Raw genomic sequence first — 16,982 nt, 5'->3', positions numbered from 1 at the left:
GAATACCGTAGCAGCCAATGCGGTTGTTCCCTCATGTTGAGGTAACCTCAGCATATCCGAACGAAAGGCAGTGCCCCTTGGAACCCACCCCGATGGGCCGCGAGCGCGGCCACCGCGCCCTCAGCGCCGAAGAGAAGACTCAGGCCCGCCAGGTGTCACTACGTCGCATCGGCCGCCTGTTCACCCCCCACCGGCCCGCGCTGGCCGTGGTCACCGTGATCATCGTGCTCTCCTCGATCATCGCGATGGCGACTCCCTTCCTCCTGCGTACCGTGATCGACAGCGCCCTGCCGCAGGGCGACGTGACCCTGCTGGTCTGGCTGGTCCTCGGCATGGTCGCCGTCGCGGGCGTGACCTCCGCCCTCGGCGTCGTGCAGACCTGGATCTCCACCCAGGTCGGGCAGCGGGTCATGCACCGGCTGCGTACCGACGTGTTCAGTCACCTCCAGCGCCAGTCGCTGGGCTTCTTCACCCGCACCCGCACCGGCGAGGTGCAGTCCCGGATCACCAACGACATCGGCGGGATGCAGTCGGTGGTCACCTCCACCGCCACCGCCGTCGCCGCCAACCTCACCACAGTGGTCGCCACCGCCGTGGCGATGGTCGCGCTCTCCTGGCAGCTCTCCCTCGTCTCGCTCGTGGTGCTGCCGCCGGCGATCTGGCTGACCCGCCGGGTCGCCCGGATGCGCCGGGAGATCACCGCCCAGCGGCAACGCGAACTCGCCGACCTCAACGTCACAGTCGAGGAAGGCCTGTCGATCAGCGGCGTGCAGCTCGCCAAGACCCTCGGCACCGGCCCCGCGCTCGTCGACCGGTTCACCGCTTCCTCGGAACGACTCGTCGACCTGGAACTGCGCAGCGAACTGGCCGGCCGCTGGCGGATGGCCTCGATGAGCATCATCTTCGCCGCCGTACCGGCGGTCATCTACCTCGCCGCCGGGCTGCCGGGCACCGCCGGCACGCTGAGCATCGGCACCCTCGTCGCGTTCACCGCCCTGCAGGGCGGCCTGTTCCGGCCGCTGATGGGCCTGCTCAACGTGGGCGTCTCGCTCACCGCGTCGCTGGCGCTCTTCGCCCGGATCTTCGAGTACCTCGACCTGCCGGTCGACGTTGCCGACCCCGCCGAACCGATCCACCTCGACCCCGCCCGGGTCCGTGGACACCTGCGCCTGGAGGACGTCACCTTCGGCTACCCGGGCAGCGACACCGCCGCCCTCGCCGGAATCACCCTCGACGTGCCCGCCGGCACCAGCCTCGCCCTGGTCGGCGAGACCGGCTCCGGCAAGAGCACCCTCGCCGGACTGGTCAGCCGCCTGCACGACCCGACCGCCGGCCGGGTCACCGTCGACGGGGTCGACCTGCGCGACCTGCGCCTGGCCGACCTGGCCGTGATCGTCGGCGTGGTCAGCCAGGAGACGTACCTGCTGCACACCACCGTCCGGGAGAACCTGCGCTACGCACGCCCGGATGCCACCGACGCCGAGATCGAGGACGCCGCCCGCGCCGCCCAGATCCACGATTTGATCGCCGGGCTGCCCGACGGGTACGACACGATGGTCGGCTCCCGTGGCCACCGCTTCTCCGGCGGTGAGAAGCAACGGCTCGCCATCGCCCGTACGCTGCTGCGCGACCCCCGCATCCTGGTCCTCGACGAGGCCACCAGCGCGCTGGACACCGAGACCGAGCGGGCCGTCCAGCGGGCGTTCGACGTGCTCGCCGAGGGGCGTACCACGATCACCATCGCCCACCGGCTGTCCACAGTGCGCGACGCCGACCAGATCGCGGTGCTCGACCACGGGCGGATCGTCGAGGCCGGCACCCACGACAGCCTGCTGGACCGCAACGGCCGCTACGCCACCCTCGCCGCCTGAGCCGGCCACGGCGGTGGCCGCTCGGGTCCCTGCTGATCCTTGGCAGCTGAGCAACTCGACACGCCGATATCCGTCCTGAGCTGCCAGCGATCAGCGTGGCTAACACAAATCAGGCTGGGTGGGTCGTTGTCCACAGGTGGACGCGTTTCCACAGGGCAGACGCGGGTGTGGTTGCCGAAGGCCAGGGCGGGGCGGCACGGTCCTCGCGTGCAGGTGGCGCTTCGGGAGATGGTTCAGCTCGGCGGCGGACTGGTGACGCTCGGGGCCCTCCGGCAGGTCGTGCCGCAGTGGACGTTGCGGCAGGCTTGTCGTAACGGTGAGCTGGTGCGCGTACTGCCCCAGGTATTCGTGGGGGCGTACCTGCTCGGCGATCGACCCGGCGCCCCTGCCATCAGCGGCTCGACCCTTCTCTGGCGCAGCGCGCGGCCCTCGCCTGGGCCGACGGCTGCGGCGCGCTCAGTCACCTCAGCGCGCTCGATGTGTGGGGGTTGCGCCCGTCGACGGCCGGTGACCCGGTGCACCTCAGCACACCGGCGAGCGCCAGCCTGCGCAGCCGACCCGGAGTTGTCGTGCATCGACGCCGCGAATGTACCTCGACAAGTTCGCCGACCGGGAACGGGTCAACCTCGAACTCGACGGTGCGACCACCCACGGCGACCCGCACCAGCGGGAAGTCGACCTGCGCCGGGACGCGCTGCTCGCGACCATCGGAATCGTGGTGGTTCGGTTCGCCCACCGTCGCCTGGTCAACGAGATCGCTGCGGTACGTCGGGAGACCCTGGCCATCCTGGCGATCCGCAGGACATGACGTGGTAGCTGTCCGGCGGCGACTGGGATCCTGGCTGGGCTGTCGGTGCGTGCCGCCTCGCGAAAGTGGCATATAGCATGATTAGGGCGTGAATGCCCAAAGGGTTACGTCCCCATTGACCCGTCAGCCGGGCCGGTTGGTGTCCTTCAGCGACGGAGTCTTCGCCATCGCCGTGACGCTGCTCGTGCTGGAGATCCAACCGCCAGCGGACTTCGGGCACCTCCTGCGGGGCCTCGGGGCACTCTGGTCGTCGTACCTGGCCTACGCGCTGAGCTTCCTGCTCATCGGGCAGGTATGGGTCAACCACCACGTCATGTTCGACTGCGTTCGACACGTCGACCGTGGAATCCTGTTCCTCAACACGCTGCTGCTGATGGTCATCGCGTTCCTGCCGTTCTCCACGTCGCTCCTCGCCGGCGCGCTGCGCGCGGAGCAGGGACTGCGAACCGCCGTCCTCGTCTACGGCAGCACGCTGTGGATGGCCGCGGCCCTGTTCAACATCATCTGGTTCTATCTGCGCCGCGCCAAACTGCTGGCCCCCACCCTCGGCGCGTTCGGCGTCCGGGCCATCGGCCGCCGATTCGCGCTCGCGCTGATCTGGATCGGCTCCGGCATCCTCGTCGGCGGGTTCGTGCCGATCGCGGGCGTCGCCATCATCGCCGGCTTCCTACCCGCCTACTACCTACCGATCCGGGGCGAGTACGGCGAGGGTGACCCGACGGCGGGATGACAGGCTCGACACATGGAAAGCGTTCTGACGCAGTTGCCCGCCCTGCTCGGCGTGTTGCTCGGCACCATCGGCACGATGGTCGCCACCACGGTCGCAGAGCGCGGCCGATGGCGGCGCGGCCAGACTGTCCGCTGGGACGAGCGGCGGCTGGACGCGTACGCCGATTTCACTCGTGCCGTGAAGGAGATCCATCTGCTCTCCCTGGGGATGCTGAGCGGTCACCGCCCCGGCTCCCGTACGCCCGCCCTGGACCGCGAGGACGGGCTGGCCCGGCTGGCCGAGGCGGACGTGCGTCACACCCTGACCTGGGAGACGGTCCTGCTGCTCGGTGACGCGGCCACGGTGCGGGCGGCCTCCACCTGGCGGCGAGCCGTGCGCGACCTGGAGCAGGCGGCGCGGAGTCTGCCGGACCAACCGGAAGGCCTGGCCGCCATGGTCCGTCAGGCAGACGAGGCCCGCGACGACTTCTACCAGGCCGCCCGCGGCGGCCTCGGCGTGCGCGGCGGAGGCGTCGAGCAGTTTCGGCGTCCAGCCGAGGGACGGGTCCCGGCGGCGCGCACCTGAGCAGCGTGGAAGCGACACGAGCTGCTTATCCGTGAGCCATCGGCTGGCTTCGCTGATCGGCCATGCATGGTCGCGACGCCTGTCACTCACGCGAGAGGCACCGCGATCCGAGGCGAGCACGGCGACCGCCGCGGCAAACATTAGCCCGACGCACTCCCACCGGGCAGCGCTCTGACAGTCCCGTCGCTCGGAGATCGCTGTCCTCCCGCGCCCGATCAACGGCTCTGGTAGACGAAGTGGACGCGGGGTCGTGTGTCCCGACGGGTACATACCACAGCCGGTGCCGCCTCGGGTCGCTGTCCACAGGTGCCTTCCGCTGTCCACAGCAGCCCCGGCGGGACAGCGCACGGGGGCAGGGTGGGCGCGTGGACCCGAGGCTGCACGCTCTGCTCGTACGCCATGACGGCCTGGTCACCCGACAGGACGTGCTGCGTGTGGCGCCGGCCTGGACGATCCAGACCGCCTGGCGTGCGGGTCGAGTGGTTCCGGTGCTGCCCGGGGTCTACGTCGACGCCGCGCTGATTCGCGCCCGGGACGCCGACCTGCCGATCCTGGCCCGTGTTGAGCCCGAGTTGGCCCGTCGGGCGGCTCTGGCGTATGCCGGTGGGCGGGCGGCGCTCAGTCGCCTCACCGCCCTCGACGTGTGGGGCCTACGCCGCCAACCACCTGGGGAGCCGGTTCATCTCGACCTGCCCAACGGGTCAGGCCTGCGGACTCGGCCACACCTCGTGGTACGCCATCGCTCCGACCTCGCGATTGCGCCACCGCAGGTGGTGACCCGGACGGGAGTGCCGGTTACCCGGCTCGACCGGACTCTGGTGGACTGTTGGCCGTTGCTCGAACCGGTTGACCGGCCGGGCCCGCTCATCCGTGCGGTAAATGACCGGCTGACCACCCCGCAGCGCCTCGTCGCCGCTGTTGCCGAGGTGCCGAGGATGAACGACCGCGTGACGTTGCGGCGTCTGCTAGATCGGCTCGCCGCTGGTTGCCGCAGCCCACTGGAGATCTGGGGCCACGACCACGTCTTCACAGGTCCTGGTATGCCGACGTTCACCCGACAGGCGCGGGTGCGGGTCGCGGGCCGAACCATCTATCTCGACATGTTCGCCGAAGCGGAGCGAGTCGACATCGAGCTGGACGGCGCCACCAGCCACGGTGATCCGGCCGAGCGGGAGATCGACCTCCGCCGCGACGCCCTTCTGGCGACCATCGGGATCCTCGTGGTCCGGTTCACGCATCGCCGGCTCACCGCGGATCCGCTCCAGGTCCGCCGGGAAACCCTCGCCATCCTCGCCGCACGCTCCTGCCCCCCATGATCAATTGATGAAAAGTAGGTTCCAGACGCGCCCCAGACCTACTTTTCATCAATTGATCATGGAATGCGGTGGGTGGGAGGGGGAGCGGGAGGGGCGGGGCGGGTGGGGAGAGGGCGGCGGGGCGGGGGCGGGGGCGGGGCTAGGTGGGGGTGGGGCGTTGGTGGGGTGGGGCCGGCGGTGTGTTTACCGGGTCGGCGCGGTGGTGGAGGAGTTCGGTGATCCATCTCGCGGCTTCCCGCTGGGTGCTGAGCAGGTGGTCGCGGGCGTCGGCGATGTCCTGGTCCTCGGCGTGGGCGCTCAGGATCGTGGTCCACTGGCGGCTGAGTTCCTCGGCGTAGCGGGCCTTGCGGAGCTGCTCGTCGAACTGGTACTCCAGCTTCAGCATCCGGTCGACGTGCGGCTGGAGCGCCGGCATGATCCGCTCGTCGAGGCGGACGGCGGCGTCGGGGCGGCAGGTGATGACGAGGTCACCCCGCTGGTAGGTCCACTCTGGTTCGTCGGCCAGCGCCTGTTGCAGCGCCACCTCCAGGTCACCCGCCCGGTGCGGCGCCAGGTCCCGGGCGGCGTCGGCGGCGAGCCGGGTCAGTCGCTGCACGGCGGTGGGCTGGAAGTACCGCACGTACCAGCTCAGTACCTCGGAGCGGAGGCTCACCGGCGACGACCAGGCGAACGTGGCGCGGATGTGGAACGAGTACACGTAGCCGCGCGCGGGCACCGCGATCAGCCGGGGCGCGTCGCGTTGTTCGACGAGCGGGCCGGAGGGCGACGGGTCGGCCGCGGAGCCGACGGGGGCCTCGTCCTGGAGGGCGGCGACCAGCCGATCCCAGGTCCGCGCCCACCACCGCCACCCGCGGACACTCACGTCGCGGGCGACGGTCAGCCCGCGGATGCCCCGGTGCCGCCACTGGTCCGCGGGCCTCGGCCTCCCATCGGGGGCGTCCGTCATGGCACCCCTCCACTGTCACGGATCCGCAACCCACGCTAACAACCGGTGACCGATATGTCCGCCGCCACGCCGGTGTCACACTGCTGGCCTCTGCCGCTCTGGTCACCCCCTCTGCAGGCGGGTACGTGTGGGGCAGCGTCGGGATGCTCGCGCTACTCCCGACCGTTCGCGCCGACGCGAGGGAGGCGCACCGGGGGTTCACCGAGCATTGTGGTGCGGTTGGGGCGACGGGGGCTGTCGTCGTCGACCGGCAACGGCGAGACTGGGTCATCGATCCGATAGTGACGCGGATCGATGACCCGACTGGTCTGGAGGCAGCCTGTGTCCACCCTCGTGTCCCCGCTGGCCACGCTCGGCGCGATCCGCCGGCGTACCACCACTCTCGCCCTGCTCCTCACCATGGTCGCCGCCGCGCTGGTCGGCCCGTCCGTGGTGGCTCCGGGGCTGGCCGACTCCGCCTCGGCGGCGGTCTACAGCTCCTGCACCGTCAGCCGCTGCGCGGACGCCCGCACCGCCCGCTCCGGATGGGCCGCCAAGGGGTTCCCGACCAGCCGCGGCTGGTACTCGTGGAGCGGTGGCCTGTCCAACTTCGCCGGTGGTCGTTTCTACAACTACGAGGGTCAACTGCCGACCAACGCCACCTACTACGAGTACGACGTCTACCCGCGCACCCAGGGCGCCGCCCGGGACGCGTACCGGATCGTGGTGAACCGCAGCACCGGGGTCACCTGGTTCTCACCCAACCACTACACCGACTTCTACCGGCTCTGACCGATCCCAGGCCGGTCGGTCGCGGTCTCGCGGCTGGCCGGCCCTGCGGTTTCGGCGCCCGACAGACCAGGAGACACGTGATGGCCGACGAGGACGACGGACGATGGCCGGACTGGCTGACCGTGTGCCGTGACGACGCGCAGGAAGTGCCGGGAGCGGTAATGCTGGCCGGCGCGGCGACCCGGACCCGGCCCGCGCTCTTCGCCGCGATGGCCGACGCGCTGACCCTGCCAACCCACCTCGGACACACCTGGGACGCCCTCGCCGACGTGCTCCGGGACCGGCTGGACGCCGGGCCGCTCACCCTGTTGGTCGGCGACGCCGGTCAGTTGCTCGTCGACGAGCCGGCCGATCAGTACGCCCTGCTGCTCACCGTGCTCGGCGATCTCGCCACCACCGCACCCCACCCGCTGCGCGTCGTCCTTCGGGAAGCCCCGCCCTTCTGACCGTTCGCCCCGCTCACCCTCCGCGCCGCGGCGGTGCGCCGGCTGCCAGCCGCGGGGTCGATGACGTCGCACGGCGGGTGGCGGCGTCCGGAGTCGCATGGTCCGATGAGCGATATGACCCAGAGGTATAAATATGACGCTGAGGTATATCGCTCGTGAGCAACCCGGCCCGCCCGCGCCGTGCTGGGCGCTGGCCGGCGGCACGAGTGGGGTCACCCGCGCCGCCGGCCATCCCGGTCAGTGTGTCGCGGGCGGGATGCTCTGCTCGTACTGGAAGACGTTGTGCGGGTCGTACTTCGCCTTGATCTTGCGCAGCCGCGGGAAGTTGCGCCCCCAGTAGGCCTCCTCCCACTCCGCCATGCCGATGTTCGGCACGTTGACGTAGGCACCGTCCACGTAGGGGCGCAGCGCCTGGCTGAACTCGGCGATCCAGGTCTGGGCGATCGGGGTGACGGCGTCGTCGCTGTCCGGCTCGCCGCGCTTGCCCCAGCCCACGCCGGGCTCGGAGTAGAAGAGCGCGTCCCGGTGCGGGAACGCCGCGCCGCCGAACGGCTCCTTCCGCTGGGCGCCCCGGCCGAAGGCCTGGGTGAAGAAGTTGCTGTCCGGCGACGGTGACTTCTCCATGAACTGGCGGACGATGCTGATCGCCTGCGCCGGGAAGGGTTCCCTGGTGAACTGCGAGAAGAACTTCCACTTCGCCGGCTCTTCGTCGTTCGGGATCTGGAACCCGGCGTACGTCTCGCTCCAGCCGCCGATCTGCACTGTGACCTCGGGCGTGCCGATCGAGAGGAGCGGTTCCAGCAGCCTCCTCGCCTCGGCCTCCGAACCCTCGGCGAGCACCGCGAACAGCAGGATCTCGGTCGGGTGGACCTCGACCTGGGTGCCGAGACGAGGGTCGCTGAACGGCGCGGTGTGCTGCCAGGTGTCGAAGACCTCGTGCAGGTCGTCGAGACCCGGCCAGGTCACCTGGAGGTAGGCGACGCTCTTCAGCGGGGCCACCTGGTAGGTGAGGGACGTGACGATCCCGAAGTTGCCGTTTCCGGCGCCGCGCAGGGCCCAGAGCAGGTCCGCGTGGTTCCACGGGTCCACCTCGAGCACCCGGGCGCCGTTGGCCCCCGACGCGACGACGATCTCCGCCCCGATCAGGTTGTCGCAGGCCATGCCGAGGTAGCGGGTGAGGAACCCGAAGCCGCCCCCGAGGGTCGCACCGGACAGGCCGACGGTCCCCTCCGTGCCGGTCGTCGCCGCGAGGTCGTACTCCCCGAGCGCGGTGATCGCCTCGGACTGGTTGAGCCCCGCGCCGAGCTTCGCCGTGCGGGTGGCGGTGTCGATGTGGACGTCCTTCAGCTCACTGACGTCGATCACGATGCCGTTGTCGACGTTCGACCAGCCCTCCAGGCTGTGCCGCCCGCTGCGCACCCGCAGCGCGACGTCGTGCTGCCGAGCCCAGGTGAGGGCGTTGACGACGTCCTGGGTCTCCTGGGCGAAGACGATGACCAGCGGGTACCGCACGAACAGCTCGTCCCAGCCGAGGCTCGCCTGCGCGTAGTCGGGGCTCTGGGGACGGACGATCCGGCCGGTCAACGTGGCGGGCGGGGACGTGTCACCGAAGGACGGGCCGTCCGCCGCCAACGCCGAACTGCCGGCGATCATGCCCGGGAGGGCGACCGCTCCGGCGCCGACGGCCGTCGCCTTGAGCAGATCGCGACGAGAAAGGTCGCGCATGGTCCGAGTCCTCTCGATCGGGGTTACGTCAGAAACTTCGATCGAGAGGACTTTTGCCTCCCAACTGACGCAAAACCACCGTAATGCCGCAGGGTGCGGCAAAGATCCGAGAGATTGTCACGGAACCCGGTCGGGTGATGAAATCGCAGGTCAGGTGGAGTGCGCGGGCTGATCCAGGATGGCGCTGAACCGCTCCTCGGCGAGGTCGAGCTGACCGAAGATGTGCCGCTTCACCACCGGGGACAACGGGGTGTCCGGCCGGCCGATCAGGTCGCGGAAGAGCGGCACCAGCGGCCGGTACTTCCGGGCCGACGAGACGACCTTGGGCCCGATCGTGTGGATCACCCCGACGCCGTTGTCGGTGAAGTCCGACACCTTGATCACCCGGGCCCAGGGCTCGCGGTCCAGGCTGACCGCCAGGTGCTCCCGGTACTGCGTGTTGCGGTCCCGCTCGGGGTCGTACACCGGGTTCGTGACGGCGGCGACGAGCGTCGCGACGCGCGTCCCGAACCGCGCGGCGAGCGCGGCCAGCGCGGCCGCGGTCGGGTCGGCGCCGACGTCGCCGGCGGCCAGCTCGACCGGGTGGTCCTCGACCGCGTCGTGCAGCAGGCCGGCGACGATCACGTCCACGTCGCGCACCTGGTAGTGGTGCATCAACCGGATCGCCACCCGCAGCAGGTGGTTGAGGTACGGCTCGCGGACGCGCCGGTCGTCGCGGTGCAGCTCGGCGGCGAGGTCGAGCGCGGCGGTCAACCGCTCGCGGGCGGCGTCGTCGAACTGCTGGACCTCCAACCGGAAGCGCTCCAGCAGGCCCGGTTCGCCGTGGATCTCGGTGATCGCGTGCATCGGCATACTGCCCAGGTGCGGCGGGAAGTCCATGCGTCACTTATAGCCGATCTTCGCCAGATCGATGAGCCCTTACGTCGCCGACCCGACCGCGAACCCGACCCGGGTCGAGCCGTCAGCTCGGCAGCCGGTCGGCCCCGGCGAGCGGGTCCACCAGGAGTGGGACCAGCGGCGCCGGCAGGACGGGGTCGCGGCGCAGGGTGGGCGTCCAGCCCGCGTCGGCGGCCAGGTCGGGATCGTGGCCCGCGTTGTACGCGGCCAGCAGGTCCACAGGTCGGGCCCGCCCGGCGCCCTGGCGCACCCAGGAGCCCCGCTCGGTCAACCCGGTGCCACCCCAGTCGTGGAGCAGGTCGGCCGGGTCGACAGTCGGGTCGAGTGTGAAGAAGTTGTTCTCCGCGTGGATCGCCGACTGGACGCCGACGCCGAGCGCGTACTGGAAGCCGTCCCCACCGAGCCGGTAGTGGTTGTTGTAGACGTCGACCTGACCGAAGCGCACCCGGGGCAGCCGTTGCAGGACGCCGTCGAAGAGGTTGTGGTGCACTGTGACCCTCAGCCGGCCCACGTCCGGGCCGACGGTGTTCGACGAGCCGATCAGCATCAGCTTGTCCCGCCGCGTGAAGCGGTTCCAGGAGGCGGTGACCAGGCTGGCGGTGTGGGTGACGTCCAACGACCCGTCGTGCACCTGGTAGGGCCGCCCGAAGTAGACGGGCTGGGCGCTGTCCGGGTTGTCGCCGTCGGTGAAGCTGTTGTGGTCGACCCAGACGTGCTCGCTGCGACGGACCGAGATCTGGTCGTACTGGCTGTTCCAGTTGCCGGCCTCGCCGTCGGTCGGCGACCAGGCGGGGAAGCAGTCCCGGGCGGCGACGAAGGTCAGGTTCCGGACGATGACGTTCGACGCGCGGTCGATCATGAGGGTGAGCCCGGTCAGCCGGGCGCCGCGCAGGCCGACGATCGTGGTGTTGGGGCCGACGTTGATCTGGGTCTGCCGGGTCTGGTTGGTCACCGAGCGCACCCGGGCCTCCTCCACCGGTCCGGCGGGCGCCACCCGACCCCACACCGCCGGGTCGTACGCGGCCAGGTAGGCGTCCAGCCGGTACCCGGGGTCGGCCAGGTCGGCGCAGCTCAGCGTCGTGCCGTCGGGTCCTTCGAAGCCGTCGATGGCGCCGTCGACGTAGATGAGCTTCGGTGTGGCATCGGCGGCGTTGCTGGCGTTGTCGCCGCCCAACGCGGCGACCAACTCGGCCCGGCTGCGCACCACCCGGGTGCGTTCGGGGGTGGCCGCCGAGCCGCCGGTGGTGCCGGGGCCCTCGGCCGCCCAGCCGTCGCGCTCGGGCAGCGCCTGCCGGCCGAGGTGACGGGCCAGCCAGGAGAGCCGCTCGGTGGACGGAACGTCCGGGCGGGCGGCGGCGGCCGGTGCGGCGCCGAGCAGGAGGGCGACCACCGTGGCGCCGGTGAGGACTGCGCGCATCGACTCTCTCCATTCGTCGGTGGTGGGTCTCCACCCAGGTGATGTCTGTCCGTTCGGCTAGCGGGCCAGGTCGGCGCGGTACGCGGCGACCGCCCACGGCACCGCCAGCTCGTTCGGGAGCGCCCCCCGCTCGGCGGCCCGGCGCAACACGTCGACCACACCCCGCAGGTGGCGGACCCGTTCCCCGCCCTCCCCGACGGCGGTCACCAGATCGCCGTCGAGCAGTCGCGGCTCGGGAGCGGCCCGCAGCGCGTCCAGCAGGGCGGTGAACGGCGCGGTACGGGCCAGCGGGGCGATCAACGGCACCCCCGACGGGTCGGCCCGGTGCGCGAGCAGGTTCTCCAGCAGCCCCTGTCGCCCCGGGATCCGGCGGGTCACCACGTCCCCGGGCAGCCGCAGCCGGTCCGTCGGGTACTCCAGCACCGCCTGTCCCGCCGTACCGGTCACCACCACCTCGCCTGCCACGAACTCCTCGGCGACAAGGGTCACCGCCACCAGCACGGGCGGGCCGGCGCGCAACAGGATCCGCAGCACTGCGGTGTCCTCCACCTCGATCGGCCGGACCCGGTAGCGCTCCACCTCGATCGTCACCGGCCAGGGCGTCGCCCCACCGAGCGCCTCGGCGACCGCCAGGCACTGCATCACCGCGTGGGCGAGCGGGTTGACAAGCGCGCCGTCCAGCACCGGGCGGCCGTCCAGACTCCGTCGGCCGGCCCAGGGGGAGCGGGCGTAGTAGGCGTCCGGCCGTTGCCAGGCGGCGACGGTGCGGATGCCGGTGACGGTGCCCAGTCGGCCCGCCGCCAACGCGTCGGTCAGCGCGGTGAGCGCCGCCGAGCCGAGCGCCTGGAAGCCGACCTGCGCCACCCGGCCGGCGGCGGCGAGCGCCCAGGTCAGCTCCTCGTGCTCGGCGAGGGACAACACCGGCGGCTTCTCCAGCAGCAGGTCCGCCCCGGTGGCCAGGGCGTCCCGGGCGATCGCCAGGTGGGTGTGCGGCGGGGTGCAGATCACCACCACCTCCGGCCGGGTGGCGGCGAGCATCGCCCGGTGGTCGGTGAACACCTCGACCCCGGGCGGCACCGGCGCGACCGGGTCGTCCTCCACGGGCCGGACGTCGACCAGGGCGACAAGCCGCAACCGGCCGCTGGCGTGCAGCGGCGCGAGCACGCGCCGGTGCCAGCGGCCGTGCCCGTTCGCCCCGATCACCGCCACCCGGGGCGGCGTCGCGCTCGCCAGCCCGCTCACCGCGCTCCGACCGACCACGTCACCGGGCACCGGCCAGGGTGGCCTCGACGCCGTGTCGTTCCAGCGCGGTCAGCCAGGCGATCACCTCGGCGCGGACCTCGTCGTCGGCGGCCACCTCGGCCGGGATGACCTCGCGGAGCGCGAAGACGGCGTCCACCGCGCCGGCCGGGGTCCGCGCGCCGGCGTCCAGGGCGGCCCGGATCGGCCCGGCGAGGGGGTCCTGCAACGGCAACGGTCGGCCGTCGTCGGCGTACCCCAGCGCGAAGCGCAACCAGGACGCCACGACCAACGCCCCCCAGCGCGCGGACCGGCCGCTCGCGCGCAGGTCGACGATGGTGTGCAGGATCCGCTGCGGCAGCTTCTGCGAGCCGTCCAGCGCGACCTGGAGGGTGCGGTGGTGGATCGCCGGGTTGCCGAACCGGGCGAGGACCTGCTCGCCGTAGTCGACCACCCGGACACCGTCCGGTGGGGTGAAGCTGGCCGCGACATCCTCGGCGATCAGCCGGCGCAGCACGTCCGCCAGGTACGGGATCTCCAGCGCCTCGGCGATCGTCTCCCGCCCGGCCAGCGCGCCCAGGTACGCCACCGCCGAGTGCACGCCGTTGAGGGCGCGCAGCTTCAACCGCTCCCACGGGCCGGCGTCGTCGGTGAGCACCGCCCCGGCGTGCTCCCAGCCCGGCCGGCCGCCGGGGAAGTCGTCCTCGATCACCCACTGCGCGTACGGCTCGGCGGCGACCGCGGCCAGGTCGGTCACGCCGAGCGCCCGGCGGGACGCCTCGATCGTCGCCGGGGTGCTGGCCGGCACGATCCGGTCCACCATGGTGCCCGGGCAGGTGACGTTGCCGGCCACCCACTCGACAAGCCCGGCAGGCACCCCGGCGGCACGACCGACGGTCTGGTCGAGCATCCCGCGCAGCCGTCGGCCGTTGGCCGGCAGGTTGTCGCAGCTCACCAGGGCCACCGGTCCGGCGTCCGCGGCGGCCCGCGCGGCCAGCCCGCGCAGCAGCAACCCGGGCACCGTGGTCGGCGGCCGGCCGCCGGCCAGGTCGGCGGCGAGCGCCGCGTCCGGGGACAGGTCCCCGGTCACCGGGTCGAGCTGATAGGCCTTCTCGGTGACGGTAAGCGTCACCACCCGCACCGCCGGGTCGGCGAGCAGCGCCACCACGGCGTCCGGGTCGTGGGGCGCGTGCCGCACGCCGCTGAGGGCGCCCACCACCCGGGTGCCGCTGCTGGCGGCGGAGAGGGTGCTGACGCTGAACAGGTTGTCCTGGGCGGCGAGGGCCTCGACCACCGCGGCGCTGCGCGGCGCGACGGCCACGATGCCCCAGTCACCGCCGGCCGCGCCGACCGCCGCCTCGGTGTAGACGGCCTGGTGCGCCCTGTGGAACGCACCAAGCCCCAGATGGACGATGCCGGTCGGCACGGTGCCCGGCCGGACCAGGGGGCGGGCCTCGACGGGGAGTCGGCGCAGCACGCCCAGGCCGAGTCGGGCGCCGACGGTCACCGCCATGCCGGACCGTCCGGGAAGCGGAACTCGGCGATCGACGCCGGCTTCATCGTGGCGCTGTAACCGGGCCGCTCGGGCAGCAGATAGCGGCCACCGCGGGTGCGGACCGGGTCGACGAAGTGTTCGTGCAGGTGGTCGACGTACTCGATCATCCGCCCGTCCAGGCCGGTGCCCACCCGCAGGTAGTCGAAGATCGCCAGGTGCTGGACGTACTCGCAGAGGCCGACGCCACCGGCGTGCGGGCAGACCGGCACCCCGAACTTCGCCGCCAGCAGCAGCTCGGCGAGGACCTCGTTGACACCGCCGACCCGGCACGCGTCGATCTGCATCACCCCGATCGCCTCGGCCTGCAACAACTGCTTGAAGACCACCCGGTTGGCGGCCACCTCACCGGTGGCGACCCGGCACCGCCCGCCGGTCAGCTCGTCGACGGCGCGGGCGATCCGGGCGTGCCCGAGGATGTCGTCGGCGTGGGTCGGCTCCTCGATCCAGTACGGATCCACCTCGGCCAACGCGCCCATCGCGGTGATCGCCTCGTCGACGTCCCAGGCCTGGTTGGCGTCCATCATCAGCAGCGCGTCCGGGCCGATCTCCTCCCGGATGATCCGGGCCCGGCGCACGTCGTCGGCGAGCGGACCGCCGACCTTCATCTTCATCGCCCGCCAGCCGTCCTGGTACGCCTGCCGGGTCAGCGCCCGCACCTTGTCGTCGGGGTAGCCGAGCCACCCGACCGAGGTGGTGTACGAAGGAAAACCACTCTGCGTGAGTTCCGCGAGCCGGCCATCCCCTCCGATCAGTCCCTTGTCGAGGATGGTGGCCGCCTCGTCGGGGGTGAGCGCGTCGGTGATGTGCTTGAAGTCGATGCTGGCGACGAGGTCGTCGGTGGGCAGCTCGGTGAGGAAACGCCACATCGGCTTGCCGGCGAGGGTGGCCCGCAGGTCCCACACCGCGTTGACCAGGGCGCCGGTCGCCATGTGGATGACGCCCTTCTCGGGGCCGAGCCAGCGCAGCTGCACGTCGGCGCTGAGCGAACGCCAGAACGTCACAGGCTCGGCGGTGATCTCCTCGATCGTGCGCCCCCGGACGTGGTGGGCGAGCGCCCGGACCGCCGCGCAGGTGATCTCGTTGCCCCGGCCGTTGGTGAAGGTGAACCCCGCGCCGCTCGGCCCGGCGTCGGTGCCCAACTCCACGTACGTCGCCGAGTAGTCGCCGCGGTTGACCGCGTCGGAGCCGTCGCCCCGGGCGGCGGTCGGGAACCGCACGTCGTGCACCTCGACGGAGGTGATGGTCACCGTCACCGGTCCACCTTTCCGAAGTTGAAGACCCGCTTGGGCAGCCGGTACGCCAGGTCGACGATGGTCTCGGCGGCCTCGTCCATCGGCAGTCGGTGCTCGGCGACCAGCCGGGCCAGGAAGCCGGCGTCCACCCGGCGGGCCACGTCGTGGCGTACCGGGATGGAGCAGAACGCCCGGGTGTCGTCGACGAAACCCGTGGTGTTGTAGAAACCGGCCGTCTCGGTGACCGTCTCCCGGAACCGGCGCAACACCTCGGGGGAGTCCAGGAACCACCAGGGCGCGCCGAGCAGCACGGCCGCGTACCCGCCCGCGAGGGGCGCCAGCTCGCGGGTGAAGGTGTCCTCGTCGAGGGTGTAGAGCACCAGCCGCAGCCGCGGATCGTTGCCGTGGCGCGCCAGCAGCGGGGCGAGGGCGTGCACGTACTCGGTGGCCTGCGGGATGTCCCCGCCGACGTCGCGGCCGTGCCGGGCGTGCAGCCAGCGGTTGTGGTTGCGCACCGCGCCGGGGTGCAGTTGCATCACCAGGCCGTCGTCGAGGGACATCCGGGCGAACTCCATGAGCATGTGCGCCCGGAACGCCTCCGCGTCGGCGGCGTCGGCCGTGCCGCGCCGGCCCCGGTCGTAGAGCCGCTCGGCCTCGGCCGGCGTCAGGTCCAGTGTGCGCGCGGTGGGGTGGCCGTGGTCGGAGGAGGTCGCCCCGGCGGCGACGAACGCGGCCCGCCGGGTCCGCAGGGCGGCCAGGTAGCCGGCGTACGTGCCGGTGTCCTCGCCGGCCAGCTCGCCGAGCCGCGCCACGTTCGTGGACCAGCCGTCGAACTCCATGTCCACCACGTCGTCCGGGCGGAACGTGGTGACCACCCGGCCGCCCGGCCCGCCCCAGCCGTCGGCGGCGAGCTTGGCGTGCTGGCTCAGGTCGTCGAGTGGGGATTCGGTGGTCGCGAGGACCTCGATGCCGAACCGTTCGAACAGCGCCCGGGGCCGGAAGTCCGGTTCGGCGAGCCGGGCCGCGATCTCGTCGTAGACGGTGTCGGCGGTGGCCGGGCCGAGCGGGGTGTGCACGCCGAACACGGTGCGGAAGGTCTGCTCCAGCCAGAGCCGCGACGGGGTGCCCCGGAACAGGTGCCAGTGCGCGGCGAAGCGTCGCCAGATCACCCGGCCGTCGGTCTCCACCGGACTGCCGTCGCGGGTGGGCACGCCCAGGTCCGCCGGCGGGACGCCCTGGCTGAGCAGCATCCGGGTCAGGTAGTGGTCGGGTACGATGAGCAGCCGCGCCGGGTCTGGGAAGGGCTGGTCCTCGGCGAGCAGGGCCGGGTCGACGTGCCCGTGCGGCGAGATGATGGGTTGCTCCGCCGCGAGCGCGTACAGCTCCCGGGCCAGCGCGCGCTGGCCCGGTTCGGGCGGCAGGAGCAGGTCGGTGTGGTCGAACGTCGGCACGGGGATGGGCTCCT

15 protein-coding genes are annotated in these 16,982 nt (G+C 71.9%); 7 read left to right on the top strand and 8 right to left on the bottom strand.

Annotated features, from left to right (window positions below; translation table 11 throughout):
• The first annotated feature begins 92 nt into the window (after positions 1-92).
• From ACQPWW_RS18795 to ACQPWW_RS18775, 5 genes are all read left to right on the top strand, one after another.
• Positions 93-1,871: an ABC transporter ATP-binding protein gene (locus ACQPWW_RS18795; protein WP_433134421.1), complete on the top strand. Its 1,779-nt coding sequence runs from the start codon at positions 93-95 to the stop codon at positions 1,869-1,871.
• A gap of 586 nt (positions 1,872-2,457) precedes the next feature.
• On the top strand, positions 2,458-2,679 hold the full coding sequence (locus ACQPWW_RS18790; RefSeq protein ID WP_433124280.1) for a DUF559 domain-containing protein: 222 nt from the start codon (positions 2,458-2,460) through the stop codon (positions 2,677-2,679).
• Between the two features lie 115 nt (positions 2,680-2,794).
• Entirely contained in the window at positions 2,795-3,409 is a 615-nt protein-coding gene (locus ACQPWW_RS18785) for a TMEM175 family protein (protein WP_433124279.1), read from the top strand.
• Positions 3,410-3,421: 12 nt separating this feature from the next.
• A complete protein-coding gene (locus ACQPWW_RS18780) occupies positions 3,422-3,973 on the top strand; it encodes a hypothetical protein (protein ID WP_433124277.1) in 552 nt (183 codons plus the stop codon).
• A gap of 365 nt (positions 3,974-4,338) precedes the next feature.
• A complete protein-coding gene (locus tag ACQPWW_RS18775) occupies positions 4,339-5,289 on the top strand; it encodes a DUF559 domain-containing protein (protein ID WP_433124276.1) in 951 nt (316 codons plus the stop codon).
• Between the two features lie 139 nt (positions 5,290-5,428).
• Here the strand turns inward: ACQPWW_RS18775 and ACQPWW_RS18770 are convergent, their stop codons facing one another.
• Positions 5,429-6,235 (bottom strand): hypothetical protein, encoded by an 807-nt coding sequence (locus tag ACQPWW_RS18770; RefSeq protein WP_433124274.1) that lies wholly within the window; start codon positions 6,233-6,235, stop codon positions 5,429-5,431.
• Between the two features lie 321 nt (positions 6,236-6,556).
• On the opposite strand from ACQPWW_RS18770, the gene ACQPWW_RS18765 reads away from it, so the two are divergent.
• Positions 6,557-7,006, top strand: a complete 450-nt coding sequence (locus ACQPWW_RS18765) for a ribonuclease domain-containing protein (RefSeq protein WP_433124273.1) — start codon at positions 6,557-6,559, stop codon at positions 7,004-7,006.
• An 80-nt stretch (positions 7,007-7,086) separates the two neighbouring features.
• A complete protein-coding gene (locus ACQPWW_RS18760; RefSeq protein WP_433124271.1) occupies positions 7,087-7,452 on the top strand; it encodes a barstar family protein in 366 nt (121 codons plus the stop codon).
• A 237-nt stretch (positions 7,453-7,689) separates the two neighbouring features.
• Here the strand turns inward: ACQPWW_RS18760 and ACQPWW_RS18755 are convergent, their stop codons facing one another.
• The 7 genes from ACQPWW_RS18755 to uxaC form a co-directional block, all read right to left on the bottom strand.
• Positions 7,690-9,177: an FAD-binding oxidoreductase gene (locus ACQPWW_RS18755; RefSeq protein ID WP_433124270.1), complete on the bottom strand. Its 1,488-nt coding sequence runs from the start codon at positions 9,175-9,177 to the stop codon at positions 7,690-7,692.
• Between the two features lie 150 nt (positions 9,178-9,327).
• Positions 9,328-10,056: an HD domain-containing protein gene (locus ACQPWW_RS18750; protein WP_433124268.1), complete on the bottom strand. Its 729-nt coding sequence runs from the start codon at positions 10,054-10,056 to the stop codon at positions 9,328-9,330.
• A gap of 82 nt (positions 10,057-10,138) precedes the next feature.
• Positions 10,139-11,491 carry a pectate lyase family protein gene (locus tag ACQPWW_RS18745; protein WP_433124266.1) on the bottom strand — a complete coding sequence of 451 codons (1,353 nt, stop codon included), beginning with the start codon at positions 11,489-11,491 and terminating at the stop codon, positions 10,139-10,141.
• 57 nt (positions 11,492-11,548) lie between these two features.
• Entirely contained in the window at positions 11,549-12,763 is a 1,215-nt protein-coding gene (locus ACQPWW_RS18740; RefSeq protein WP_433124265.1) for a Gfo/Idh/MocA family protein, read from the bottom strand.
• On the bottom strand, positions 12,753-14,243 hold the full coding sequence (locus ACQPWW_RS18735; RefSeq protein ID WP_433124264.1) for a mannitol dehydrogenase family protein: 1,491 nt from the start codon (positions 14,241-14,243) through the stop codon (positions 12,753-12,755). The genes ACQPWW_RS18740 and ACQPWW_RS18735 overlap by 11 nt, the downstream gene beginning before the upstream one ends.
• The gene (locus ACQPWW_RS18730) at positions 14,234-15,538 is read right to left on the bottom strand and encodes an enolase C-terminal domain-like protein (protein WP_433124263.1); all 1,305 of its coding nucleotides are present in this window, start codon (positions 15,536-15,538) and stop codon (positions 14,234-14,236) included. The genes ACQPWW_RS18735 and ACQPWW_RS18730 overlap by 10 nt, the downstream gene beginning before the upstream one ends.
• Positions 15,535-16,968: a glucuronate isomerase gene (uxaC, locus tag ACQPWW_RS18725; protein WP_433124261.1), complete on the bottom strand. Its 1,434-nt coding sequence runs from the start codon at positions 16,966-16,968 to the stop codon at positions 15,535-15,537. Before uxaC ends, ACQPWW_RS18730 begins: the two co-directional genes overlap by 4 nt.
• Positions 16,969-16,982 lie beyond the last annotated feature (14 nt).

The organism is Micromonospora sp. CA-240977, from assembly GCF_050942285.1.
Classification (GTDB): domain Bacteria; phylum Actinomycetota; class Actinomycetes; order Mycobacteriales; family Micromonosporaceae; genus Micromonospora.
The sequence above is the reverse complement of the archived record's forward strand: the minus strand, read 5'-3'. Positions and strand labels throughout refer to the sequence as shown.